This window comes from Ruegeria conchae (assembly GCF_000192475.1).
Lineage (GTDB): Bacteria > Pseudomonadota > Alphaproteobacteria > Rhodobacterales > Rhodobacteraceae > Ruegeria > Ruegeria conchae.
This window is the reverse complement of sequence record NZ_AEYW01000013.1, coordinates 333,689-357,641: the sequence shown is the minus strand read 5'-3', so window position 1 is coordinate 357,641 and position 23,953 is coordinate 333,689. Positions and strand designations below refer to the sequence as shown.

24 protein-coding genes and 2 tRNA genes are annotated in these 23,953 nt (G+C 55.1%); 11 read left to right on the top strand and 15 right to left on the bottom strand.

Annotation, left to right across the window (positions count from 1 at the left end; translation table 11 throughout):
* Nucleotides 1-2: 2 nt before the first annotated feature.
* The 6 genes from ribD to G7G_RS0113655 all read right to left on the bottom strand — a co-directional run bounded on the left by ribD (nt 3) and on the right by G7G_RS0113655 (nt 3,570).
* A complete protein-coding gene (ribD, locus tag G7G_RS0113680) occupies nt 3-1,103 on the bottom strand; it encodes a bifunctional diaminohydroxyphosphoribosylaminopyrimidine deaminase/5-amino-6-(5-phosphoribosylamino)uracil reductase RibD (protein ID WP_259462631.1) in 1,101 nt (366 codons plus the stop codon).
* Nucleotides 1,100-1,570 carry a transcriptional regulator NrdR gene (nrdR, locus tag G7G_RS0113675; RefSeq protein WP_008756450.1) on the bottom strand — a complete coding sequence of 157 codons (471 nt, stop codon included), beginning with the start codon at nt 1,568-1,570 and terminating at the stop codon, nt 1,100-1,102. The genes ribD and nrdR overlap by 4 nt, the downstream gene beginning before the upstream one ends.
* Before the next feature lie 119 nt (nt 1,571-1,689).
* Nucleotides 1,690-2,100, bottom strand: coding sequence for a secondary thiamine-phosphate synthase enzyme YjbQ (locus G7G_RS0113670; RefSeq protein ID WP_010441998.1), 411 nt, complete (start codon nt 2,098-2,100; stop codon nt 1,690-1,692).
* Nucleotides 2,101-2,106: 6 nt separating this feature from the next.
* On the bottom strand, nt 2,107-2,502 hold the full coding sequence (locus G7G_RS0113665; RefSeq protein WP_010441997.1) for a hypothetical protein: 396 nt from the start codon (nt 2,500-2,502) through the stop codon (nt 2,107-2,109).
* 77 nt (nt 2,503-2,579) lie between these two features.
* A complete protein-coding gene (locus G7G_RS23035; protein WP_010441996.1) occupies nt 2,580-3,134 on the bottom strand; it encodes a DUF4166 domain-containing protein in 555 nt (184 codons plus the stop codon).
* Nucleotides 3,124-3,570 carry a thiol-disulfide oxidoreductase DCC family protein gene (locus G7G_RS0113655; protein WP_050806462.1) on the bottom strand — a complete coding sequence of 149 codons (447 nt, stop codon included), beginning with the start codon at nt 3,568-3,570 and terminating at the stop codon, nt 3,124-3,126. The genes G7G_RS23035 and G7G_RS0113655 overlap by 11 nt, the downstream gene beginning before the upstream one ends.
* Nucleotides 3,571-3,881: 311 nt before the next feature.
* Here G7G_RS0113655 and G7G_RS0113650 point away from each other — a divergent pair, with 311 nt between their 5' ends.
* Nucleotides 3,882-4,907: an AraC family transcriptional regulator gene (locus tag G7G_RS0113650; RefSeq protein WP_010441994.1), complete on the top strand. Its 1,026-nt coding sequence runs from the start codon at nt 3,882-3,884 to the stop codon at nt 4,905-4,907.
* 165 nt (nt 4,908-5,072) lie between these two features.
* Here the strand turns inward: G7G_RS0113650 and rpoD are convergent, their stop codons facing one another.
* The 4 genes from rpoD to G7G_RS0113625 form a co-directional block, all read right to left on the bottom strand.
* Nucleotides 5,073-7,061 carry an RNA polymerase sigma factor RpoD gene (gene rpoD, locus G7G_RS0113645; RefSeq protein ID WP_010441993.1) on the bottom strand — a complete coding sequence of 663 codons (1,989 nt, stop codon included), beginning with the start codon at nt 7,059-7,061 and terminating at the stop codon, nt 5,073-5,075.
* 114 nt (nt 7,062-7,175) lie between these two features.
* Nucleotides 7,176-9,125, bottom strand: coding sequence for a DNA primase (gene dnaG / locus G7G_RS0113640; protein WP_010441992.1), 1,950 nt, complete (start codon nt 9,123-9,125; stop codon nt 7,176-7,178).
* 80 nt (nt 9,126-9,205) lie between these two features.
* Complete coding sequence (locus G7G_RS0113635) at nt 9,206-9,502, bottom strand: hypothetical protein (protein ID WP_010441991.1); 297 nt, start codon at nt 9,500-9,502, stop codon at nt 9,206-9,208.
* Nucleotides 9,503-9,881: 379 nt separating this feature from the next.
* Nucleotides 9,882-11,312 carry a Glu/Leu/Phe/Val family dehydrogenase gene (locus tag G7G_RS0113625; protein WP_010441990.1) on the bottom strand — a complete coding sequence of 477 codons (1,431 nt, stop codon included), beginning with the start codon at nt 11,310-11,312 and terminating at the stop codon, nt 9,882-9,884.
* Between the two features lie 325 nt (nt 11,313-11,637).
* Between G7G_RS0113625 and G7G_RS0113620 the strand changes: the two genes are divergently transcribed.
* The 3 genes from G7G_RS0113620 to G7G_RS0113610 all read left to right on the top strand — a co-directional run bounded on the left by G7G_RS0113620 (nt 11,638) and on the right by G7G_RS0113610 (nt 14,658).
* Nucleotides 11,638-13,458 (top strand): VWA domain-containing protein, encoded by a 1,821-nt coding sequence (locus G7G_RS0113620; RefSeq protein ID WP_010441989.1) that lies wholly within the window; start codon nt 11,638-11,640, stop codon nt 13,456-13,458.
* Nucleotides 13,455-14,078 (top strand): TadE/TadG family type IV pilus assembly protein, encoded by a 624-nt coding sequence (locus G7G_RS0113615; RefSeq protein WP_010441988.1) that lies wholly within the window; start codon nt 13,455-13,457, stop codon nt 14,076-14,078. The genes G7G_RS0113620 and G7G_RS0113615 overlap by 4 nt, the downstream gene beginning before the upstream one ends.
* Nucleotides 14,079-14,142: 64 nt before the next feature.
* Complete coding sequence (locus tag G7G_RS0113610; RefSeq protein ID WP_139056607.1) at nt 14,143-14,658, top strand: hypothetical protein; 516 nt, start codon at nt 14,143-14,145, stop codon at nt 14,656-14,658.
* On the opposite strand, the gene G7G_RS0113605 is transcribed toward G7G_RS0113610, so the two are convergent.
* A complete protein-coding gene (locus G7G_RS0113605) occupies nt 14,659-15,129 on the bottom strand; it encodes a hypothetical protein (RefSeq protein WP_010441986.1) in 471 nt (156 codons plus the stop codon).
* A 160-nt stretch (nt 15,130-15,289) separates the two neighbouring features.
* Between G7G_RS0113605 and G7G_RS0113600 the strand changes: the two genes are divergently transcribed.
* Nucleotides 15,290-16,201: a pirin family protein gene (locus G7G_RS0113600; protein ID WP_010441985.1), complete on the top strand. Its 912-nt coding sequence runs from the start codon at nt 15,290-15,292 to the stop codon at nt 16,199-16,201.
* A 7-nt stretch (nt 16,202-16,208) separates the two neighbouring features.
* Here G7G_RS0113600 and G7G_RS0113595 read toward each other — a convergent pair whose 3' ends face one another.
* Nucleotides 16,209-16,796, bottom strand: coding sequence for a TetR/AcrR family transcriptional regulator (locus G7G_RS0113595; RefSeq protein WP_010441984.1), 588 nt, complete (start codon nt 16,794-16,796; stop codon nt 16,209-16,211).
* 70 nt (nt 16,797-16,866) lie between these two features.
* Here G7G_RS0113595 and G7G_RS0113590 point away from each other — a divergent pair, with 70 nt between their 5' ends.
* From G7G_RS0113590 to G7G_RS0113565, 6 genes are all read left to right on the top strand, one after another.
* Nucleotides 16,867-17,145, top strand: a complete 279-nt coding sequence (locus tag G7G_RS0113590) for a hypothetical protein (RefSeq protein ID WP_010441983.1) — start codon at nt 16,867-16,869, stop codon at nt 17,143-17,145.
* A 128-nt stretch (nt 17,146-17,273) separates the two neighbouring features.
* Complete coding sequence (locus G7G_RS0113585) at nt 17,274-18,560, top strand: homoserine dehydrogenase (protein WP_010441982.1); 1,287 nt, start codon at nt 17,274-17,276, stop codon at nt 18,558-18,560.
* A 69-nt stretch (nt 18,561-18,629) separates the two neighbouring features.
* Nucleotides 18,630-19,613, top strand: coding sequence for a class II fructose-bisphosphatase (gene glpX / locus G7G_RS0113580; RefSeq protein WP_010441981.1), 984 nt, complete (start codon nt 18,630-18,632; stop codon nt 19,611-19,613).
* An 89-nt stretch (nt 19,614-19,702) separates the two neighbouring features.
* A complete protein-coding gene (recJ, locus tag G7G_RS0113575; RefSeq protein WP_010441980.1) occupies nt 19,703-21,445 on the top strand; it encodes a single-stranded-DNA-specific exonuclease RecJ in 1,743 nt (580 codons plus the stop codon).
* 108 nt (nt 21,446-21,553) lie between these two features.
* Nucleotides 21,554-21,628, top strand: a tRNA-Glu gene (locus G7G_RS0113570).
* Between the two features lie 21 nt (nt 21,629-21,649).
* Nucleotides 21,650-21,724: transfer RNA gene (locus G7G_RS0113565), tRNA-Glu, on the top strand.
* A 59-nt stretch (nt 21,725-21,783) separates the two neighbouring features.
* On the opposite strand, the gene G7G_RS0113560 is transcribed toward G7G_RS0113565, so the two are convergent.
* The 3 genes from G7G_RS0113560 to comD are packed head-to-tail and all read right to left on the bottom strand — an operon-like array spanning nt 21,784 to nt 23,947.
* Nucleotides 21,784-22,890, bottom strand: a complete 1,107-nt coding sequence (locus tag G7G_RS0113560; protein ID WP_010441979.1) for an alpha-hydroxy acid oxidase — start codon at nt 22,888-22,890, stop codon at nt 21,784-21,786.
* A complete protein-coding gene (gene comE, locus G7G_RS0113555; RefSeq protein WP_010441978.1) occupies nt 22,890-23,444 on the bottom strand; it encodes a sulfopyruvate decarboxylase subunit beta in 555 nt (184 codons plus the stop codon). Before comE ends, G7G_RS0113560 begins: the two co-directional genes overlap by 1 nt.
* Entirely contained in the window at nt 23,441-23,947 is a 507-nt protein-coding gene (gene comD / locus G7G_RS0113550; protein WP_010441977.1) for a sulfopyruvate decarboxylase subunit alpha, read from the bottom strand. Before comD ends, comE begins: the two co-directional genes overlap by 4 nt.
* Between the last annotated feature and the right edge of the window lie 6 nt (nt 23,948-23,953).

Genomic DNA, 23,953 nt, shown 5'->3' with positions numbered 1-23,953 from the left:
GCCTAATGCGTGACGCGCGCCCAACGGTGCAGGATATCACCGCCAACAACCTGCGTTTCGATCAGATCGAACCGGGGTGCGGTTTCCAAAGTATCCAACCCTAAGGCTCCGATCGCCGAAAGACCCTCGGCTCCGATCGTAAGCCCGGCGGTGAAACCAACCAGCTCATCGACCAGATCACTTTCTAGCAAGGACGCAGCCAAAGCTGATCCGCCTTCACAAAAGACGCGCGTCAACCCCGCTTGCCCGAGCTGGTGCAGCAGATCAGCGGCTTCAACGTGATGATCGTCCAATGCGCATGGGATCAGTCGCGCACCAAGCCCCTCCCAGGTGCGGGCGCGATCAGGATCCGGATGAGGACCATGGCAGAGCCAGACCGGAATTTTGGACGCGGTCCGCGCGAGATGCCCCATCAAAGGCAAGTCCAGATGCCGAGACACCACCACGCGGACCGGCTGGCGTTCTACGCCTAAATCGCGAACCGTCAGCGACGGATCATCAGCCCGCGCCGTTCCCGCGCCGACCATGACCGCATCATGGCGGGCCCGCATTGCGTGCACTGCACGGCGTGCATTGGGGCCGGTGATCCACTGGCTGTGCCCGGTTTCCGTGGCAATCCGACCATCAAAGCTGCTGGCCAGTTTCAGTGTTACAAACGGTCGACCTTGCTCGGTTTTCAGAAAGAACCCCGCGTGATCCCGTGCCGCCTGTTCGGCCAGAACCCCGGTAACGACATCAATCCCAGCTTCACGCAGCAAGGCGAACCCTTGTCCAGCCACACGCGGGTCACTGTCTTCGATTGCCGAGACAACGCGTGCAATTCCAGCCTCGATCAATGCTTCGGCACAGGGTGGCGTTTTTCCGTGATGCGAGCAGGGTTCAAGAGAGACATACGCTGTCGCCCCTTGTGCCGCCTCGCCTGCTTGGGCAAGTGCGATGGGTTCGGCATGCGGGCGGCCTCCGGGCTGCGTCCAGCCGCGTCCGACAACACGCCCATCGCGCACGATCACGCACCCGACGGACGGGTTCGGCCAACACGTGCCCTGGCCGCGCCGCCCCAAAGACAAGGCAAGCGCCATAAATCGCTTATCTGCTTCGTTCACTCGTCCGTCGAAGGTTGCGGCGGGCGCAACTCGTGGACAAACTCCTCGAAATCGTCGGCCGCCTGGAAATTCTTGTACACACTCGCAAAACGAACATATGCGACCGTATCAATCCGGGCCAGCGCTTCCATGACAATCTCACCGATTTTGTTCGATGGGATATCGGTTTCACCCATGCTTTCCAATCGGCGAACGATACCCGAAATCATCTGGTCGATCCGCTCCGGATCAATCGGCCGCTTCTGCATCGATATGCGGATTGAACGCTCAAGTTTGTCGCGGTCGAAATCTTCTCGTTTTCCATTGGTCTTGATCACAACCAGATCGCGCAACTGCACACGTTCATAAGTCGTAAACCGTCCGCCGCAGGCCGGACAAAACCGGCGTCGGCGGATCGCGACGTGATCCTCTGCCGGGCGTGAATCTTTGACCTGAGTATCGATATTTCCGCAAAACGGGCAGCGCATCCGCCGTCTCCTCGTCCCTAGTTCGGCCTCTTTTGTAAGCGCTGCGGCTTACTTATCCACAACTATAGGGCAGCCGCTAGGGTTTGGGTAGTCGGAATTTTCCACCCCAATATGAAGCGTCACGCAAAGTGTGCAGCGACCTTTCTCATATGCGGTGCATTGCGATGTTCAAACACGTAAATCCCCTGCCATGTGCCCAACACAGGTGCCCCACCCCTCACCGGGATCGACAACGAAACCGGCATCATCGCAGCTTTGATATGAGCTGGCATGTCATCCGGCCCCTCATATGTATGGCGCAGATAAGCCATCGAAGGATGGTCGGAAGGCGGCACAAGCCGGTCATAAAAGGCATGTAAATCGGTCTGCACTTCTGGATCAGCGTTTTCCTGAATCAGCAAAGAACAAGAGGTGTGCCGCACAAAGAGGGTCAGCAGGCCATCTGATACCGGCCTCAGCCAATCGCACACAGGGGCGGTGAACTCATAAAGCCCCGCACCCTGCGTTGAGATCGAGAATTCGGTCTGCACCGCAGATCACCTAAAGTTAATGCGACGACTGCACCGGCCATTTGCACCTTGCACAGACATACTGTCGCCGGCTTTGAACCCAACCGATATACTGCCTTGCTGGTCTGCATTTGCAGGTGGTTTGAGCGAAAACTGCACCGCCGTCTTTCGGCCGGTCGTCACGCTTGGCCCATAGCCACGCAGAACATAAATACGCTGTTGCCACCCCGCACCCAAAGACCGTCGTGCGAAATCCGCCGCAGCACACCAATATCCATCGACATCTCTGCGCGCCCTTGGGATGACTTCGAATTCCGTATTGCTGATTGCTTCGGTTTGATATCCGTTTGGCGCCGCGCTGGTCATTGCCGGAGAACCGAGCAATATGATTGCGCCCAACGTAACTGATAATATCTGTTTCATCCTCGTCATCTTCCTGTTTCCACCTGAAATATACCTAGTGCGCCTCACCACTCCAAACAGTAGAGATCACAATCAATTCAAACTGACCTCAATTCGTTCCGATCCGGCTCAAGCCACCCGTTATATCGGATCAGCAAACCCAGGCCGGGCACATGGGCAGAGATGTCAAAACAAAAGCGGTCCATTGAATCTTGGGTTTCTGTCGAGGCTGACTGCGGCAGCAGAAACTTTGGACAAGGTATTCCAAACAAGGCGAGCCGACGGATTTGAAGCGAAAGCCCTGCCTCGGTTCGTACAGGCTGTAACCAAATTGCGAGCCCCCCGATCCTTTCGTGGACGCAATTGTATCTCTGGTCGAAACTAATGCGTGAACATGTCTCATGCCCGGAAAAGTCCCGCTTCCAAATCCAATGCCCTTTTGTTCGATGTATAGTGAGAGTGACCTGAAGGTCGTCCCCTTCTGGCGGGAATCCTCCGATGCGCAAAGCCAGGGCGACCAATGGCCCCCGACCTCGGATTATGCTGCATTTTCCCGAATATTGCCCCTCAGCCGAGTGCAGTTTTTGAATTGCTTCCGGCAGCTTTTCATCCACACCCAGAACTTGCAGGAACGGGTCGTGCTCAGAAGCCATCTGAAGCGAACCGGGACCGAAGGCTAGCATCGGGAACCAAACAACAGTTGTAACGACCAAACAACGCATATCGATTACGGGCAATCGAGTGATACAGCCGATCCTTCACAAACACTGGCAAATATCGGCACAAGGACAGCAAGAACCAAGCTCCCGGTAAGGCGCGCATCGCGGCGGCAAAAGCATCAAGCTTCTGGTGAACTTCACCATCGACGATGACCAGATTGGTCTCAAAATCCTTGGTCGGGAGATTCAGCCGTGAATAGAGTCTCCTCCCCAACTCCGACTGGGCGGTCGCAAATCTGAACTTTTGGTCCCGATCATGGCGCAACATGAACTGAAAAAACTGCGAACACAAAACGCATTCACCGTCAAAGACAATCAAATCAGTTTCAATGTCTGGCAAGTCAGGCACTGTAAATCCAAATACCACCATCAATTCAAGAAGATACTGGCACGGCATAAATCTCGCAGCAATGCGACATGACCGACCAATAAGGAGAGCTGTGCCGGGGAACCCATTGAAACGGCTTGGTGGACCGTCTGCTTGGGCTCGACCTTATCCCCAAAAGGTGCTGACCCGGCAACGATGGATATTTAGGTGTCACTTCTGCGGTATTCTTGGCAATTTCGGCCAAATCCTTTCGAATATCCGACACGTCACAAGTGTCGGTAACAGAGGCTGGCAAAATACAGCGCCTTTCCGCTATCGTGATCAGATTATCAGGATGAGTTTCGGACAAGGTTATGGACGTCGATATTTCACGCATTCAATTGCTGATGCGCGCCCTCGAACAACGCGCGAGCTTATCGGTTGTCGATCAAGTTTTGAAAAACAGCGCATTGACCCGGATCGATGTTGAAGCACCTGCCGCACTATGTAGCGCCCGCAAAGAGGCCATGTTTGTTCGCCATGCCTGTGATGCGCTCGGCGACATCACATTCGGTGCAGGCGCGGGGTTAGAGTTCAATTCTTCCTCCAGTGTGACGGCATATATCAGTAAATACTCGCGGGATCTGAAACAGGTGTTGGAAAACACTACGCGGTTTCATGGTATCATCGACCCCGCACTGGCGTTCAGTCTGCGTGTTTCCGGCAACTCCGCCTCATTGGAGGCTGAATGGAAAGACCCAAGTTTTTCGCGATATCATCGTCGAACCGAGTTTTTGTTGTTCGCAAGCATTGCTCGGATGCGGGCTTTGACGCAGGTGAAACTGTATCCTATCGAAATACGATTTCAGCACAGTGTGGGGCGACATGCGGACACATTTCAAAAGATCGGAGGCTTTCCACTAAAGTTTGAGGCTGAACGGTTGGAGGTTATCTTATCACTACCCTCACTCGAAACACCGATCCCAACCTATGATCCCAGTCTGCGGGCGCATCTGCTGGAATATGGCGAGCGTCTGCTGGCGGAAGGACGTAAGCCAAAACAAAAAAACCGTGCACAGATCGAAGGGTTAATCACCAGGTCAATGCCCGGAGGGGTAATTCAGGCGGATGAAGCCGCCTCTCAACTTGGCCTCAGCCCGCGCACACTTGCCCGTCGTCTGGCGGATGAAGGCACTTCCTACCGCGAGATTGTCGAAGATCTGCGCTGTGATCTTGCGCAAACATTTATCAAAAACGGCATGAATCTAGCTGAAATCTCGTATTCTTTGGGCTATTCGGATCAGGCTGCGTTCTCGACGGCTTTCAAACGCTGGACCGGTCAGGCCCCGACCGCGTTCCGTAAAAGGGTTTCACGTCCGCTTACACATAAAGGAAAGTAGCCGGGGGTCATCGGCGCTGCCGCCTCACCCCGGCCTGTCCATGAGTGGACAATGAGCACATAGGTACAGCGGCGCAACGCAACATGCGATATTTCGCCAATTTGATTTGTTGTTCAGACAATGTGAGGTGCGGCATGAAAAAGGCGCCTCGTGGGCGCCTTTGACTTATTGATCCAGGAAGGACCGAAGCTTCCGCGATCGGCTAGGATGCTTTAGCTTACGCAGCGCTTTGGCCTCGATCTGGCGAATACGTTCGCGGGTAACACTGAACTGCTGACCCACCTCTTCCAGAGTGTGGTCAGTGTTCATGCCGATACCAAAGCGCATCCGCAAAACCCGTTCCTCGCGCGGGGTGAGGGAGGCAAGAACCCGCGTGGTGGTTTCCTTGAGGTTCTCCTGAATCGCGCTGTCGAGCGGCAGCACGGCATTCTTGTCCTCAATGAAATCGCCAAGCTGGCTGTCTTCTTCGTCGCCGATGGGCGTTTCGAGGCTGATCGGCTCCTTGGCGATTTTCATCACCTTTCGAACTTTCTCGAGCGGCATTTGCAGCTTTTCTGCCAGTTCTTCCGGAGTCGGCTCGCGACCGATCTCGTGCAGCATCTGGCGACCAGTCCGAACCAGTTTGTTGATCGTCTCGATCATATGTACCGGAATACGGATCGTGCGCGCCTGATCCGCGATTGACCGCGTGATCGCCTGACGGATCCACCAAGTGGCGTAGGTCGAGAACTTATAACCACGGCGGTACTCGAACTTGTCCACTGCCTTCATCAGACCGATGTTACCTTCCTGAATAAGATCAAGGAATTGCAGGCCGCGGTTCGTGTACTTTTTGGCGATCGAGATTACCAGGCGCAAGTTGGCTTCAACCATTTCTTTCTTGGCCTGCCGCGCCTCTTTCTCGCCTTTCTGAACCTGCTGCACGATGCGGCGGAATTCAGGGATATCCAGACCGACATATTGACCGACCTGCGCCATGTCGTTGCGCAGTTCCTCGACCTTAGCGGTCGAGCGTTCAATGAACATCTGCCAACCCCGGCCCGGCTTTTCGGCCATCTCGGCCAGCCAGTTCGGATCCAGCTCACGCCCGCGATAGGCGTCGATGAATTCACGACGGTTGATCCGGGCCTGGTCGGCCAGTTTCACCATTGAGCTGTCCAGCGACATGACCCGGCGGTTGATGCCATAAAGCTGGTCAATCAGCGCTTCGATACGGTTGTTGTGCAGGTGTAGACCATTTACCAGCTCAACAATTTCCGCACGCAGCTTCTGATAGGTCTCTTCGTCCTTTTCGCTGAACGATCCATCTTCATTCAGAGTAGCCGAAATTCGGCTATCCTGCATCTCGGAGAGCATCGCAAAGTCGCTGGAAATCCGCTCTAGCGTAGTCAGAACCTGATCCTTCAGCGCTGCTTCCATCGCAGCAAGTGACATATTGGCCTGATCGTCTTCGTCATCGTCGTCGTCGTTGGCAATCGGGTTGCCATCGGCATCCAGCTCTGGGCCTTCATCCTTGGCGGGTTTGGCTGCCTGAACCGACGATGTGTCAACGACCGGCTCCTGTACGTCACCATCTTCATCCAACTGGTTGCCGAACGTTGTTTCAAGATCAATAACGTCGCGCAACAGAATGTCTTCGCTCAACAATTCGTCGTGCCAGATCGTGATCGCCTGGAAGGTCAGTGGGCTTTCGCACAGGCCGGCGATCATAGTATTCCGACCAGCCTCGATCCGTTTGGCGATGGCAATCTCGCCCTCGCGGCTAAGCAGTTCGACTGATCCCATCTCGCGCAGATACATGCGTACGGGGTCATCAGTACGATCCAGCTTTTCGGTAGCCGCACCAGCCAGCGCAACTTCGCGTGGGCCTTCGGTCGTGACCAGTTCGGTCGAACCTTTATTCTCTTCTTCCTCGGCCTCTTCATCTTCGATGATGTTGATGCCCATCTCGGACAGCATCGACATCACGTCTTCGATCTGTTCCGAGCTGACCTGATCAGGTGGCAGAACCTGATTAAGCTGGTCGTAGGTGATGTAACCTTTCTCACGGGCCTCGGCGATCATTTTCTTGACCGCTGCCTGGCTCATATCAAGCGAGATCTCCTGTTCCTGCTCGTCGGATTTGCGGTCTTCGTTCGTATCCTTGGCGGCCATTCAATGCTCCTGCAGGGATGGGTGATTCGTTTTGACCGAATCATTAGCGCGTAGAAGTGATTCGGCCACCCGTTTACCTGTTTTTCTTTTCCAGTGCCTTACGAAAACACCACTTTATCGGCGTTTCCGCTCAAAATTGATACCCGACATGATCGCTTCAAACGCGTCTTTCTCGTCACGGTTGATTCGCGCACCATTGTCGGCGATGTCAAAAACGGCCCTGTCTTCGTTCTGGCTGCGGCTTGTCCGGTTGCGCTCTTCGGCGGCTTGCGCCAGCCGATATGTCAGCGCCTCATCGGCCAGATCAGACAATTCCTCCGCCGCTTCGGCAATCTCAGCATCCAACCCCCGGAGCGCTTTGATCTTTGCGAGTTCCTCGGCCAGCGTCATCTGGGCCTTTTCAACGTCGCCTGGTTTGTACACACAGGGGATCACTGCGACATGGCGAAGGGCCAGAAGGTTTTCAAGGGGTTCCGGCCCCAAATTTTGAACGATGTGGTCTCTCAGATTGTCCGGGTCGTCAATCGCGTGGCGCAAGATCGCCCCGCGCAATGCTGCATGATCGGGATAGTGACATTCCATTTCTTCTAATTGGTGTTCGAATTGGATCACAACTTGTGGATTTAGAATAGCAATTGCCAGAATGGCCGCTTCGCGCAATTGAATATCCGCGTTCTCGGACGACGCCAGAAACGATGCGCGCGCACCGGGCGTGGCAGGCTGGGTCTGCGGTTGCCATTTTCCACGCGGCTGCCACGTTCGATTTTGCGATTGTCTCTGAGGGCGAAATAATTGCCAGCGCAGATCCTTAATTTCCTGCCCGTAATGCGATCGGATCGAGGGGTCGCGGATCAGCTTGATCTTCTCACGCAGGGATTTATCCAACGCCGCCTTCCGTTCAGGGCTGTCGAACACCTTGCCTTCCGTCTCACGTTGCCACAGCAGCTTGACCATCGGAATGGCCCCTTCCAGAACGGCTTGCACCGCCCCCGGTCCTTCGGCACGCAGAAGATCGTCTGGGTCCTTGCCTTCGGGCATGAGTGCAAATCGCAAGGATTTGCCTGCCTCCAGCAATGGCAGGGCCAGATCGATCGCCCGCATCGCGGCGCGCAGGCCCGCTGTGTCACCATCCAAGGCAATGATCGGTTCATCTGAAACACGCCAGAGCAACTGTAGTTGATGTTCGGTGATCGCTGTTCCTAATGGCGCCACCGACGCGCCAAAGCCCGCCTCGGCCAGCGCGATTACGTCCATGTAACCCTCGGCAACGATCAGGGGCTGCCCCTTCCCAGCCGCCTGTCTCGCAGGACCGTGGTTATAGAGGCTACGGCCTTTATCGAACAAATCGGTCTCGGGCGAGTTCAGGTATTTTGCGTTGTCATTCGGGTCCATCGCCCGACCGCCGAAGGCAATGCAACGCCCGCGTGGGTCGCGGATTGGATACATGATGCGATTTCGGAACGTGTCATATGGTTTTTTGCCCTTGTTGGACGGTTTGACCAGACCCGCCGCAAGGATCAAATCATCGGCTACATTCTTGCCGGTCAGATGATCCCACAGCGCCTGCCAGCCGTCGGGGGCAAACCCGATCTCCCATCGATCCAACGCCTGCGCATCCAGCCCTCGGCGGGTCAGGTAATCGCGCGCCTCGGCCCCTGCCCCGGTCTTGAGTTGCAAGCGAAAGAACTGAACCGCTTGCTCCATGACGTCGGCGAGTTGCGAGCGTCTGTCCTGTTTCTCCTGCGCTTTCGGATCGCGCGCAGGCATCGGCATCCCCGCTTCACGCGCCAGAATCTCGACCGCTTCGATGAACGAGACATTCTCGGTCTCTTTCACAAAGCTGATAGCATCGCCTTTGGCATGGCACCCAAAGCAGTAATAGAATCCCTTCTGATCATCGACGTGGAATGAGGCGGTCTTTTCGTGATGAAACGGGCAAGGCGCCCACATATCACCCTTGCCCTGATTGGATTTGCGCTGGTCCCACATGACCTTACGCCCAACAACCTGAGACAGGCTGAGGCGCGTGCGCAATTCATCCAGAAATCCGGGGGGCAAAGACATGGGTCAAACCTGCCAGAAATGAAAACGCGAGCCAAGGGGATGGCGCGCGGTTGTCCACAGAGAAATGATCTGTCTGTGGATTATTGCTGTAAACACAACTCCAGCCAAGCGGCACCGAGATCTTTTTTGCGCACGTCGCGCATTTTCTGTTCGTACACCCAAGGTGTGATCAACGGAATCGCCGCATTGTAGTTCTCGGGCCACGTCGGACCACTGTCTGCTACTGCCTGCGCCACGTCGCGTTCCTTGACCCGGTCCAAACGTGCCTTCTGAACCGCAGCCACGACATCGGCCTGATACTTGCAACTTTGCTCTTTAGTCTCCTGAGCAGCCAAGGGTGAGGCCAGCAAGGCCGCGACAATGGCAATACGCAACATGGGGTTCTCCCGGATTCGTTTCCTTTGGCGCAGCTTAACCCTGCACAGCAACACCTTCCATCGCCGATTTCAATTTGTGCCTCAGTCGAATCCCAGGCGGCTAACAACAGCTGCATTTTCTGCGAGTGCAACACTAGGCACAGACTCTTTGCAGATGTTTCAACATCTCGCGTACAGTCATATGGCGGCGTATCACAGTTTCCTCTGTAGAAGCGTAGTACCCGAGGTATATTGGACATCGACATAAACGTCGTCCTGGTCCAATTCCGTAACGACTAACGGCATATCGATCGATCTTTCTGCGAAACTGAATAGGACAAATCGAAAAAAGCGGCCACCCATGGGGCGGCCGCTTTTAGAAATTCGATTGCCTGAGTGCTCAGAGTCCTTTTGCCCGATAGCTTTTTGAGACCCGATCAATCGCCACAATATAAGCTGCAGTGCGCAGGTCATCGACATCAGCTCGGTCATGCCAAACCTCGCTCATAGCCTGATAGGCGATGCGCATCGTGTCATCGAGGCCTGAGCGCACCAGCTCCAACTCGTCAGCACCCTTAAGGTATTTGGCCTTGAAGTTCGGCGACATCGACCAGGCATCACCCAGGTATCGATCAAGCCGCTCAAGCTCGCTGACGATCAATTCATGGCGCGCTTCTTCCTGGCGGCGCTGCATGCGGCCAAAGCGGATATGGCTAAGGTTCTTGACCCACTCAAAATAGGATACTGTAACACCGCCCGCATTTGCATACATATCGGGGATAATGACTGTACCTTTGTTGCGCAGGATTTCATCTGCGCCCGCCGTGACCGGACCGTTTGCAGCCTCGATAATCAGCGGCGCTTTGATCCGTTCTGCATTAGACAGGTTAATCACCCCTTCCAGTGCGGCCGGGATCAGGATATCGCACTCGGATTCAAGCACCGCACCGCCCTCGGCTGAATGCGTCGCATCCGGATAGTCTTTCACGCCGCCATGCTTAACGATCCACTGACGCACCGCTTCAACATCAATGCCATCGGGATTGTATAATGCGCCATCCCATTCGATGATGCCAATCACGCGCGATCCGTCTTCTTCACTGAGGAATTTTGCCGCGTGGTAGCCCACATTGCCCAAGCCCTGCACAACAACTCGCTTGCCGTCCAATTTGCCTGTCATACCAGCCTTTTTGACATCTTCCGGATTCCGGAAGAATTCGCGCAACGCATATTGAATGCCGCGGCCGGTCGCTTCGACCCTACCTGCGATACCCCCAGCGTTTAGCGGTTTACCCGTCACACAGGCGCGCGCGTTGATATCTGTCGTGTTCATCCGGGCATACTGGTCGGCCATCCACGCCATTTCGCGTTCGCCTGTTCCCATGTCGGGCGCGGGGACGTTCTGAGACGGGTTGATCAGATCGCGTTTAGCCAATTCATAGGCGAAACGGCGGGTGATCTGCTCTAGCTCGTGTTCTTCATATTGGCGCGGATCGATACACAACCCGCCTTTCGACCCCCCAAATGGCGCTTCGACCAAAGCGCATTTGTAGGTCATCAGAGCCGCGAGCGCCTCAACCTCGTCTTGGTTCACCGCGAGAGCATAGCGAATACCACCTTTGACCGGCTCCATATGTTCTGAATGAACCGAGCGGTATCCGGTGAATGTGTGAATCTGCCCTCTCAGCCGAACTCCGAACCTGACTGTGTAGGTGGCGTTACATACCCTGATCTTTTCTTCCAGTCCGGGCGGCAGATCCATCAGAGACGCAGCTCTGTTGAACATCAGATCAACACTCTCACGAAAGCTGGGTTCTATAATGCCGGTCATACAATCCTCCGTACTGGCAAATGACAAACGTCATGACGTTTTGTCGCACTGCTTGTAATTTACCGCAATCAGTAACTGCACTTATTTTAAGCAATTTGCGAAAGGCCAATCGACGTGTTCGAAGTGAGTCGACCATCGATCACCTACGCGCAATTGTCCCGAAGCGGGAAACAAAGACAGCGAAAACGCCACGAATAAAGCTGAAAACCGTTAAAAACGAGCAGCATAGTGACGATCACGCCTAATTCTCGCCACGATCCCTGTATAATTAATTAGCGCTGCAAACCGCTGGCATTGGTGCGCCCTGTCGACAGAGGAATTCACTATGCGCAATTATGATTTAAAAGAATTGTTTAACTTTTTGTGCCGAGAAAACAGGTGCGCCCGACGCTTGCGGCAATTTGCATCTGAAACAGAAGGCACGATGACGATCCTTGCGCTCTTCTTGGTGATGATTGTCTTCACCGTTGCCGGATTTGCCGTCGATATCATGCGTTACGATCGGGAAAGGGTGCGACTGCAATATGCCCTTGATCGCGCCGTTTTGGCAGCAGCGGACCTGGATCAGGAGCTTTGCCCCCGTGTTGTCGTCAACGATTACATTACCAAGGAAGGCTTCAACCCTGATATTATCAGCAATATCGAAGTCGAACCCGAGACATGTAAGACAAATGCGGATGGCTCTGTTGAACAGATCGCCGAGCTTGAAGGCAAGCGCAAGGTTGTAGCCAGTGCTGACATGACCGTTGAGACCCACTTTATGAAGTGGAGTGGTGTCGATCATATCGATTCAACCGCGACCAGCGTTGCCGAAGAATCGATTGGTAACGTTGAAATCTCGTTGGTTTTGGATGTGTCAGGCTCAATGCGCGGAACAAAGCTGACCAACCTACAGAAGGCCGCAAACGACTTTATTGATGAAATGGTTCTGAAGTCAGAAGAAGGTAGATTGTCAATTTCGATCGTACCCTATTCCGAACAGGTCTCGGTGCCTGACTATCTGATGGATGCCTTGAATACGATCGGTGCCAACGAAGTTGCAAATTGCATCGACTTCCAGGCCTCGGACTTCACGACAACCAATTTCAACTATTACGATATCGTCGATGATGGCGGGAATATCATTAGGAAGGGGGATTACATTCCTCAAACCTTACACTTCAAGGACAGCGGCACAAACGACAGAAGATTCAGTGATACTTTGGTATCCAGTAACATTTGCCGGCTTGAATCCGCGACCGATCAACGGGAAATGACGGTTATCCAGAATGACCCGGATATTTTGAAGGACCAGATTGATAATCTGGTCGCAAGCGGCTGGACTTCGATTGATCTTGGATTGAAGTGGGGCTTGACCTTGCTTGATGACAGTATTCAGCCATTGATTGCCCAGATTGCAGACAGCTCCGAAATCCCAGACTCGTTCGCCATTCGGCCTGCACCGAACACCACGACAGACACCCTTAAGGTACTCGTGCTGATGACGGATGGGGAAAACACCTATCAGCATAAGGTAAACTCACCCTATAACGAGGGTGGCTCCAATATTTATTGGAACGAAAGTGCACAGACTTATTCCATCTATGATGATGAAAATGGGCATTGGGCTTGGCCAAATGTAAATACCACCATTTGGGATAATAATACCGGCGGGTACTGGACACGTGACAAGTTCCAGGATCATGCGCACGGAAATGGTACCTACAAACGATATCGTTGCCGGGATTACTACAATGGCACCTGTTACGATATCGACAGATCGAATGATCGCGACTTCAACGAAAGCGGTTCGTCGCCAGCAGAACTAGAATGGCCTGATGTCTGGGCACATACGGAGAAAAACGCGATCCGGAATATGTTCCGCCATGCCTACGGTTGGACCCGTGGCAATGAATTCGCGGCTGCGTCGACCACCGAAATCGGCCCTTCAACCAAAAATCCACGGGTTGTCGATCTTTGCGTAGAAGCTGAGAAAGAAAAAGTCATAATTTTCTCGATCGCTTTCGAAGCCCCCTACGGCGTCAAGCAGATGCTGAAAGACTGCGCGATCAAACCTGCCCGCTACTACGAAGCAACTGGCACACAGATTGAACGTGTCTTCGATTCAATCAGCACTTCGATTCAAAACCTGAGGCTGACCCAATGATCATGTCGTTGCGAATACGGGCGCAAAGGTTCTGGCGTAAAGAGGATGGCGCATCCTCGAGCATTGAGTTTATGTTCTGGTTCCCTCTCTTCTTATATGTCGCATATTCTGGCATGGACCTGGGATTGATCTCATTTCGCCACGCCGACCTTGAGCGGTCGTTGGACATGACGATCAGGGAGGTTCGACTGAATCGCCTGCCGCCTGGCGAAGACACGTGGGATCATGCCCTTCTGAAGAAGATGGTGTGTGAGAACGCAATCATTTCCGACTGTTCTGAAAATCTCGCGCTTGAGATGAAATCCATTGACCCCCGCGTCGGCAACCAGCTGGATCCTACGCCTTATTGCGTTGATACACCGGCGACGATCAGAAAACCCGAAGATGTTGCCTTTGAATTGGGAACCTCGAACGAAATGATGATTATTCGAGCCTGCCTCGAAGTCTCGCCTGTATTCGGCCTCTCCATGATGAACGATCTGGTAAGGCAAGATAATGACGGGCAGTGGGAAATACACGCCTCTTCTGTGTTTGTTCATGAACCATTTGGAGGCTCATCAAGTACTCCCACTGGAGGTGGCACTTCTGAACCGGAGGACGTAGCAGATGCCGGCGGCTAATTTCTCAATCAGAGGCGCAATTGCAAGAGCCGTTCGTCGCTTCCGGCGTCGGGAAGACGGCATCATGTCTGTTGAAGCCATGCTGATATTGCCGTTGCTATACTGGTCTATGCTTGCTTCATACACCTACTATGACGCCTATCGGCAAAGTGCGCGTAATATCAAGGGTGCCTACGCGGTTGCCGATGTGGTTTCGCGTGAAGATGGCAATGTGACCGAAGCCTACGTAAACACGATGTATGATCTTTTGGAGACCTTGGTCGATACACGCGCACCAGTGACGTTGCGGATGACCTATCTTACATTTGATGCCGAGAACGACATCCATAATGTACTGTGGTCCTGCGTTCGTGGCACAGGCCTGCCGAAATGGTCAAACGCAGACATTGACGACATTAAGCCTCGGCTACCCGCGATGCCTGACAATGGATCAATGATCGTGGTCGAAACCCGGAACACATATCGGCCGCCATTCTATATCGCATTCGAATTCGCCGAATTTGACATGAACAACCTTGTGTTCACTCATCCGCGCGTATTCGACAATATCGTCAATACTGATCCGTCCTGCGTCGTCTAGCTACGACCTTTCGGCAAGCAGTCCGGTCAGTATCTCGGACATGAATTTGGTTTCGGCGGCGGACGTCATTCCGCCGATACCAATGCGGCGCCCGACACGCCACCAAAGGCCTGGAAACCAGTCAAACGATCCTGCCGTGCGGGTTTTGATAATAAATCCATTCGATGGTTTGAACGCAAATACACCCCGGTCGACTGTTTCAACCTCTTCCACTTTGCAAATCACCTGCCCCGAGCTGGTGCGTAAATCGGTAGAGGTCAGTTCGATCCTGCCCTGAGTCGAATGCCACATGTGATGCGACAACCAGAAAGCCCCAATTCCCACAACAAACAGGAATATCTGCCAACCAAGATCCGGAGGCGATGCTATCGCGACATAAATCACCAACGCTCCGACAGTGGCCAACATCCCTACTCCGGTCCATCGGCGCGCGGATGAGGCCTGAATAGAGGCCAGAACTTCGTCTTGCATGTCACTCTCCCCGTTACTCGTCTGCTCTAGCTGGTTTGATATGCAAAGAACAACACCCATGTCGCTGGTCTGAGCGTGATTGCACAGACTGCGTGTTCCTGCGCAAATTGATTACGCCGGGACTGGCCATAAATTGCTGCTAAGCAATCAGGAGGCTAAAATGTCCCTCAGACCGATCCTTGAGACGCGCACTTCGGTTCCAACAATGGAAGGCGCGGGTGTCAAACTTCATCGCGCATTCGGGTTTCAAGACCCGTCGGAACTGGACCCTTATCTATTGTTTGATGACTTTCGGAACGACAACCCGCAAGATTTTGTGGCCGGTTTTCCATGGCATCCACATCGCGGCATCGAAACGATCACCTATGTCCTGTCCGGTTCAGTAGAACACAGTGACTCGCTGGGTAATAGCGGCACTTTGGGTGCAGGAGACGTTCAATGGATGACGGCCGGGTCTGGTATTCTGCATCAGGAAATGCCCAAAGGCTCGGGCAGCGGCCAGATGCACGGTTTTCAACTATGGGGCAATCTTCCATCGGATCAAAAGATGACTGCCCCGCGCTATCAGGACGTCCAAAGTACCGATATTCCCGAGATTATCGAAGACGATGGTACGGCGGTCCGGGTAATAGTCGGCACTTTCTGGGGCCGTACAGGTCCTGTCGACGGGATCGCTGCAGATCCACAATATCTGGATATCAGTATACCGGCGGGCGTGAAAAAGACCTTTCCAATAGATACCTATCGTCGTGCGTTCGCCTATATCTTTGAAGGGGGCGCTGCCTTCGCTGATGCCTCCCGCCCCTCCGGAGTGCTTTTGGAAAAGGAAATCGCAGGGCATGAGGTCAATATCCGCGACATGTCTGGCGACCGGACATTGGTTCGGTTTGGAACAGGGGATGAAATCACTGTTCAGGCCGGGCCCGATGGTGTGCGATTTCTTTTGATCTCTGGGGCTCCGATTAATGAACCTGTTGCATGGCACGGACCGATCGTCATGAACACGCAGGCCGAATTGCAGCAGGCCTTTCGTGAATTGCGCAACGGCACATTCATCCGCCCGGCACATTGAGGGCCGGTCAGGCGGTGACGGCCTTGCGCACCATATCCCAATAAACCTGTTCAACCTCATCCAACGACAATCGCCCGCCGCTGCGGTACCAGGTGATCACGCCGTTGAGCATGGCGATCACCGCCAAAGTGGCGATTTTGGTATCGGTAACCGAGAATTGGTCCGATTGCTGTCCTATGCGCAAGATACTCTCCAACGAGTCTTCGTAGCGGCGGCGCAGCGCTTCAATTTCGGTGAAATTTTCGGGCGTCAGATTGCGCAGTTCCATATAGGCGATAAATACTTCATCCGGGCGCTGAAGGTGAAAACGGATGTGGAACCCGACAAACTGGCGCAGCGCATCTTGTGGATCGTCAAACTGCTCAAGCTCTTCATATGCAGCCAACAAATCCTGCATGTGATCGCGCATAAGACGGAACAACAGGCTTTGTTTATCAGGGGTATAATTATACAGGGCTCCAGCCTGCACCCCCACTTCTCCCGCGATCTGTCGCATCGATACAGCGGCATAGCCGTGACGGGCAAACAACCCCAACGCTGCCTCGCGAATGCGAGGGCCGGTGATGTCTGAATGAGAGCCTTGTGTACGTGCCATGACCTTATCCTATATGAACGGTTGTTCAGATAGAACCCCGCTTGAACCAGCGCGGTAAAAGGTGCATCACATGAAAAACTCTGCAACCCAAAGGTCTGCGATGAAGCTTTTGCCGTCGATATTTCTTGTGCTCGCCACTGCGAGTTGCGCGAATATCCCCGAGTTGGAAGGCAGCGAAACCGCCGCATTGCGCAAGGCCCCCTATCCCAAACTCATTGCATTGGATCCGGCCCTCGGTGCCCCCACCGATCCCGTCAGCGAAGCGGAAGAGGTTGAAGAGGATCTGTCGACGCGCGGCGAAGCCTTGGCGAAAAAAGCCGAGGCGTTGCAAAATGCCGAGATTAACTAGGATTTTGGCTGCGCCTAAGCCTCCGAAAGATTAGACGGATTGCACCCTTCCCCTGAACCCGCTAAGGCAGCCCGCAAAGGACACTTCGCCATCGCGGGCGGCATTGCGAGCAGAAAGGACCCGAGGGAATGACACAGGCGCTGAGGCTTGGAATTGCCGGTCTGGGAACTGTCGGAGTGGGAGTGGTCAAAATCGTACGCCGGCATGCCGATCTTTTGCAGGCGCGCACCGGGCGCCCCGTTCAGATCACCGCTGTTTCGGCTCGCGATGCCAATAAGGATCGTGGCGTAAACCTATCCGACTACGCGTGGGAGACCGATCCGGTTTCCTTGGCAAAACGTGACGACGTCGATGTTTTTGTTGAACTGATGGGCGGTGAGAACGGTCCCGCAAAAGCCTCTGTCGAGGCGGCATTGGCCAGTGGAAAAGATGTTGTCACTGCCAACAAGGCGCTGCTGGCCATCCATGGACAGGAATTGGCAGAAAAGGCCGAAGCTGCAGGCCGCGTCATTCGGTTCGAGGCAGCGGTCGCGGGTGGTATCCCGGTGATCAAGTCTCTGACCGAGGGGCTGGCTGGCAATGAGATCACACGCGTCATGGGTGTGATGAACGGCACCTGCAACTATATCCTGACCCGGATGCAATCGCAGGAGTTGGGCTACAACGCTCTTTTCGAGGAATGCGCGCAGCTTGGGTATCTAGAAGCCGATCCCAATCTGGACGTTGGTGGCATCGATGCGGCGCATAAATTGGCGCTGCTGTCATCGATTGCCTTCGGCACCAAGCCGAATTTCAACGGGATCGAGATTGAAGGCATTCAACAGATCAGCCTGGATGACATCCATCAGGCTCACGACATGGGATACCGGATCAAGCTGTTGGGCGTGGCTCAGCGCACTGCCCGGGGACTAGAGCAGCGTATGCAACCCTGTCTGGTGCCGAGTGACTCTCCGTTGGGTCAGCTGGAAGGTGGAACCAACATGGTCGTGCTGGATGGCGATGCAGTTGAGCAGATTGTTCTGCGTGGCCCCGGTGCGGGCGAAGGTCCCACTGCAAGCGCTGTGATGGGCGATGTCTGCGATCTGGCACGCGGATTGCACATCCCGACATTTGGCCGCCCTGCCGCATCACTGGAAGAGGCAAAGCCTGCCGTTACTGGTTTGCCTGCGCCCTACTATCTGCGGCTGGGCCTGCAGGATAAACCAGGCGCGCTGGCCAAGGTTGCCTCTATTCTGGGAGATGCAGGCGTCTCGATTGACCGGATGCGCCAGTATGGGCATGCCGAAAGCACCGCGCCCGTGTTGATCGTCACTCATAAGACTACACGCGCAACTCTTGACGTCGCGCTTGAAGGCTTGCGCGACACGGATGTTATCGCGGGTGAGCCTGTCGCCTTGCGCATTGAAGAGGTTTGAGCTTGCGACCTGCATGAAACGCAAGCTATGCCGGTAATTACGGCTTTATTGACCTGAGGATACGAACATATGAGTGCTGCCAAGATCGATTTTAACGACCGCCTTCTGTCTCTGGGCCTTGCGCGGGTGGCGGAACAGGCCGCGCTGGCGTCCGCCTCATTGGTTGGCCGGGGTGATGAGAAAGCCGCTGATCAGGCTGCTGTAAACGCGATGCGGGAACAGCTGAACCTTCTGGACATCGAGGGTGTCGTCGTCATTGGTGAGGGCGAGCGCGATGAAGCACCGATGCTGTATATCGGCGAAGAGGTTGGTACTGGCAATGGGCCGGGCGTGGACATTGCGCTGGACCCGCTGGAAGGCACCACGCTGACAGCCAAGGATATGCCAAACGCCTTGACGGTGATCGCCATGGGACCGCGCGGCTCGATGCTGCACGCGCCTGATGTGTATATGGACAAACTGGCCGTTGGCCCCGGCTATCCTGAAGGCGTTGTCAATCTGGACATGAGCCCGCGCGAGCGTGTTGAGGCTCTGGCCAAAGCCAAAGGGTGTGAGCCTGCAGATATCACCGTTTGCATCTTGGAGCGTCCTCGTCACGAAGCAATGATTGCTGAAGTCCGCGATACCGGCGCCTCTATCCGCCTGATCACCGATGGTGACGTCGCTGGCGTCATGCACTGCGCCGAAAGCGAAGTGACCGGGATCGACATGTATATGGGCCAAGGCGGCGCACCCGAAGGGGTTCTGGCAGCTGCTGCGCTGAAATGCATGGGGGGACAGATTTTTGGCCGCCTGTTGTTCCGCAACGATGACGAACGCGGCCGCGCCGCCAAGGCAGGCATCACCGATCTGGACCGCGTTTATGCGCGCGACGAGATGGTGACTGCAGATGTCATCTTCGCTGCCACTGGCGTGACCGGAGGCTCTCTGCTTCCACGCATCAAGCGGGAACCGGGCTGGGTTGAGACAACGACGCTGCTGATGCGGTCAAAGACCGGTTCTGTTCGTCGCATGTCTTATCGGACGCCTATGTGGCCACATACCGACGCTTAGCGGCTTGCGCCGTTGCCTTCGGCGAGAGTATCTAAAAAGATGAAGAGGCCGGGTTCGAAGGGGCCCGGCCTTGGCGCATGAGGTGAGATGTGGCGTTTCTGGGCGTAGAGCAATCGTTGACCGGTCGGCGTTGGGTTGGACCGGGGATAGAGGTCGAGCGGTCAGCTGAGATGATGGCGCAGCAGACCGATTTGCCGCGCGCCGTTTGTCAGGTGCTGGCGCGACGCGGTGTTCCGGTGATGGAGGCCTCGGGCTTTCTGGAGCCAAAGTTGAAAGAACTGCTGCCTGATCCGCGTTCGATGAAGGACATGGAGCTTGCCGCTTCGCGGTTTCTTGAAGCGGTGCGTAATCGTCACAATATCGCGGTGTTTGCCGATTATGATGTGGATGGGGGCAGTTCGGCTGCGCTACTGCTGGTGTGGCTGCGCCAGATGGGAATAGCCGCAACGCTCTATGTGCCCGACCGGATTGATGAGGGCTATGGACCAAATGTACCGGCGATGCAGGAATTGGCAGTTAGCCATGATCTGATCATTTGCGTGGATTGCGGAACACTTAGCCATGAACCTATCGCGGCGGCGAATGGTGCAGATGTAATCGTTTTGGATCATCATTTGGGGGGAGAAACCCTGCCGGATTGCGTCGCAGTGGTGAACCCGAACCGGCAGGATGAAAGCGGTGATCTGGGCTATTTCTGCGCGGCTGCGGTGGTGTTTCTGATGCTGGTCGAGGCGGGCCGCCAACTCCGCGAGGCTGGCGCCAAAGGGCCGGATCTGATGGCCATGCTGGATCTTGTGGCGCTGGCTACGGTGGCCGATGTCGCGCCGCTGATTGAGGCCAACCGGGCCTTGGTGCGGCAAGGACTGAAGGTGATGGCCCAGCGGCAACGGCCAGGGCTGGTGGCGTTGTCGGACGTGGCCCGCATGGATACTGCGCCCAACAGCTATCACCTAGGTTTTTTGCTGGGGCCGCGCGTGAATGCAGGTGGGCGCATTGGGCAGGCTGATCTGGGCGCGCGGTTGCTAAGCACTGACTCGGCGACCGAAGCCGAAGCCCTATCCGAGCGACTAGATGCCCTGAACTCGGAACGGCGTGAGATCGAGAACACAGTGCGCGCTGCAGCACTGGCACAGGCGGATGAACGCGGGCTTGATGCACCGTTGGTGTGGGCTGCTGGTGAGGGATGGCATCCCGGTGTCGTAGGCATCGTTGCATCGCGGCTGAAAGAGGCCGCAAACCGGCCCGCGATCGTGATCGGGTTTGATGGAGATGAGGGCAAAGGGTCGGGCCGTTCCGTCTCGGGCATTGACCTGGGCGCGTCGATCCAGCGTCTGGCAGCCGAAGGGTTGTTGGTCAAAGGTGGTGGACACAAGATGGCGGCAGGTCTGACGGTGATGCGGGATCAGTTAGAGCCCGCCATGGCGCGCCTGTCGGAACTCCTGGCCAAGCAGGGTGCGGGGCAAGCAGGCCCTGCCGATCTGAAACTGGACGGGGCACTGATGCCTGGCGCCGCAACAGTCGACCTGATCGAGCAGATCGAAAAGGCAGGCCCGTTCGGGGCCGGTGCGCCTGCCCCACGCTATGCTCTGCCCGATCTGCAGGTGCGCTTTGCAAAACGCGTAGGCGAAACACATCTGAAACTGTCGCTATCGGATGGCATGTCCGGAGGACTGGATGCGATCGCCTTTGGTGCGTTCGATGGTCCGCTGGGGGATCGCCTCTCAAATCATGGCGGTGCCCGCTTCCATTTCGCAGGTCGGCTTGAGGTCAATTCCTGGGGCGGTCGGCAGAGCGTGCAACTGCGACTGGAGGATGCGGCAGAAGCCGTCTGACACCTTTTTCAACACGCCGTACAACCAGTCAAAAAAGTTTCGTAGCCTTGCGTTTTTCGTCTTGCGGGGGGGAAGGTAAACCGTAAAAGGCCCTCCACAAGCCAACGTGGCCCGTTCGTCTATCGGTTAGGACGCCAGGTTTTCAACCTGGAAAGAGGGGTTCGATTCCCCTACGGGCTACCATTTCGTTTGTTTGGTCTAAATGGCCCGTTCGTCTATCGGTTAGGACGCCAGGTTTTCAACCTGGAAAGAGGGGTTCGATTCCCCTACGGGCTACCATTTCCATACACTTTCAATGCTTTAGGAAGCCGGATCCGGACCACCCGCGCGCACTATCGCTATTCGCGCAGACCGACATCGTCCAATGTCGTCAGCCCAGTCTGCGCCATAGCAATGCTCAATTCGTCGCTGAGAACATCCCAAAGTTGTTCCAGACCCGGCTCTCCGGCAGCGGCGATGGCATATTGCAGTATTCGTCCCACAAAGACAAAATCCGCTCCGACTGTCAGAGCCTTGAGGATATCTTCGCCGGATCTGATGCCGCTATCAAAGAAAATCGGGAAGTCCGGCCCAAGCGCATCACGGATTTCTGGCAGCTTTTCGATGGGTGCAGGTGCAGAGTCCAGCTGCCTTGCGCCATGGCTGGAGACCTGAATTGCATCCACCCCTGCCGACACAAGTGTTCGGGCATCCTCGACATCCAATACGCCTTTTATCACCAATTTTCCTGGCCAGGCATCGCGTAACCGGCTCAGCGTACCCCAATCGGCACGCGCGCGGCTTTCAGTTCGGTCAAAATCGTAACCTTCCGCATCGAAATTCGCCATCACAGGGCGACCCTTGAACAAGGTGGTCAACGACCACCGAGGGTGCAGAGCAAAGTCTAGGAACTGGCGCGGTCCGATACGAAACGGCATCTTGAACCCATGGCGCAGTTCGCGTGGACGCCGACCAACCTCGGGCACATCAACGGTCAGAACCAGAACGTCATAGCCTGCGAATTTCGCCCGCTCGACCAACTTAAACGTGCCAGAGCCTTCGCCGCTGAAATAAAGCTGAAACCAGGCATTGCCTTCGGCTTCGGCAATGATCTCTTCCATTGACGTTGATGCGACTGTGGATACGACATGAGGCACACGGTTGTGTGCTGCCAAACGCGCCAGCATCAGATCAGCGCCAGGAGCTGAAAGGTTGCACATCCCCATCGGGGCAATCCCAAAAGGCCGATCTGATTGTTGGTCTAAAATCTGCGCCGACAGCGATCGCTGGCTCACATCCTTCAAGATACGCGGACGCAGAGTAATGGCATCCAAGGCAGCACGGTTTCGTGCCGCCCCGGATTCCTGTCCGGCAGCGCCGTCGATATAGTCAAACACCATCCAAGGCAGCCTGCGACGCGCCTGGCGTCGCGCGTCCTCGGCCGAATGAATGGTGCTGGCGGCCATCAGGCCTGAACGGCCTTCATGAAGCGGTCACGAATGACCACCGGGTCCATTGTAATCGGTGGCATCTTGGCATTGCCGCTTTCGCACTTGCTGACAATGATGGTCATCTGCTTCGCATCCAGGGCCTCTTGTAGGACACGACCTGTTTCTTCGGCCGCGCACTCAATCACACGTTCACATCCCGCGGCTTCGGCCATCTTCGTAAGCGAGGTTTTTTGACCCGCATAAGTCGGCTGGTCCCCCGTCGACCCGTAGGAACCGTTGTCCACAATCAACAGGATGTAGTTGTCCGCCACATTATTCGCGATGGTTGGCAAAGTACCCAGATTGGTCAGGATCGAGCCATCACCATCAATCACGATCACCGGTTTGGGTTGAGACAACGCTAATCCCAACCCGATTGAAGAGGCCAACCCCATTGTCCCCAGCATATAAAAGTTGGACGGTTGGTCGTCGATGGCGTGCAGTTCCTGACTGGGAATGCCGATGTTGCAGACAACCAGTTGATCACGCAGGATCGGAGCGATTTCCTTGAGAATTTCAGAACGGATCATTGGTCGCCATAGCCTCCCCAAAAATTGGCATCGGTCAGGATCGCGACCGGCTTATTGCACATGAACGTATATTTCAGGATCGCGTCCAGTTCTTCGACATCGGACTGATGGTGGAAATGATAGGTAGGTATGTTGAGCTGAGCCAAAAGGGCCTTGGTATGAACGGCCATTTCGACTTGACAGGCAATCGGTTCACGCAGCTCTCCGCGATATGAAATCAGCATAGGCAGTGGCATCCGATAATACTGAATCAAAGTCGCCAGCGTGTTGATGGTTACACCGACGGCCGTGTTTTGCATGATAATCGCCGGGCGTTTTCCACCCATCCATGCCCCGGCACACAGGCCCATGCCCTCGTCTTCTTTGTTCGACGGGATATGGAAAATCCCATCTCGCGCATCGATATGTTCGATCACGCCTGCAAGTTGCTTGCATGGAACGGTGGTCACAAACGAGATATCGTTCGCAACCAGGTCGTCTGTTATCTTTTTGTCTATGTCCATATCCGG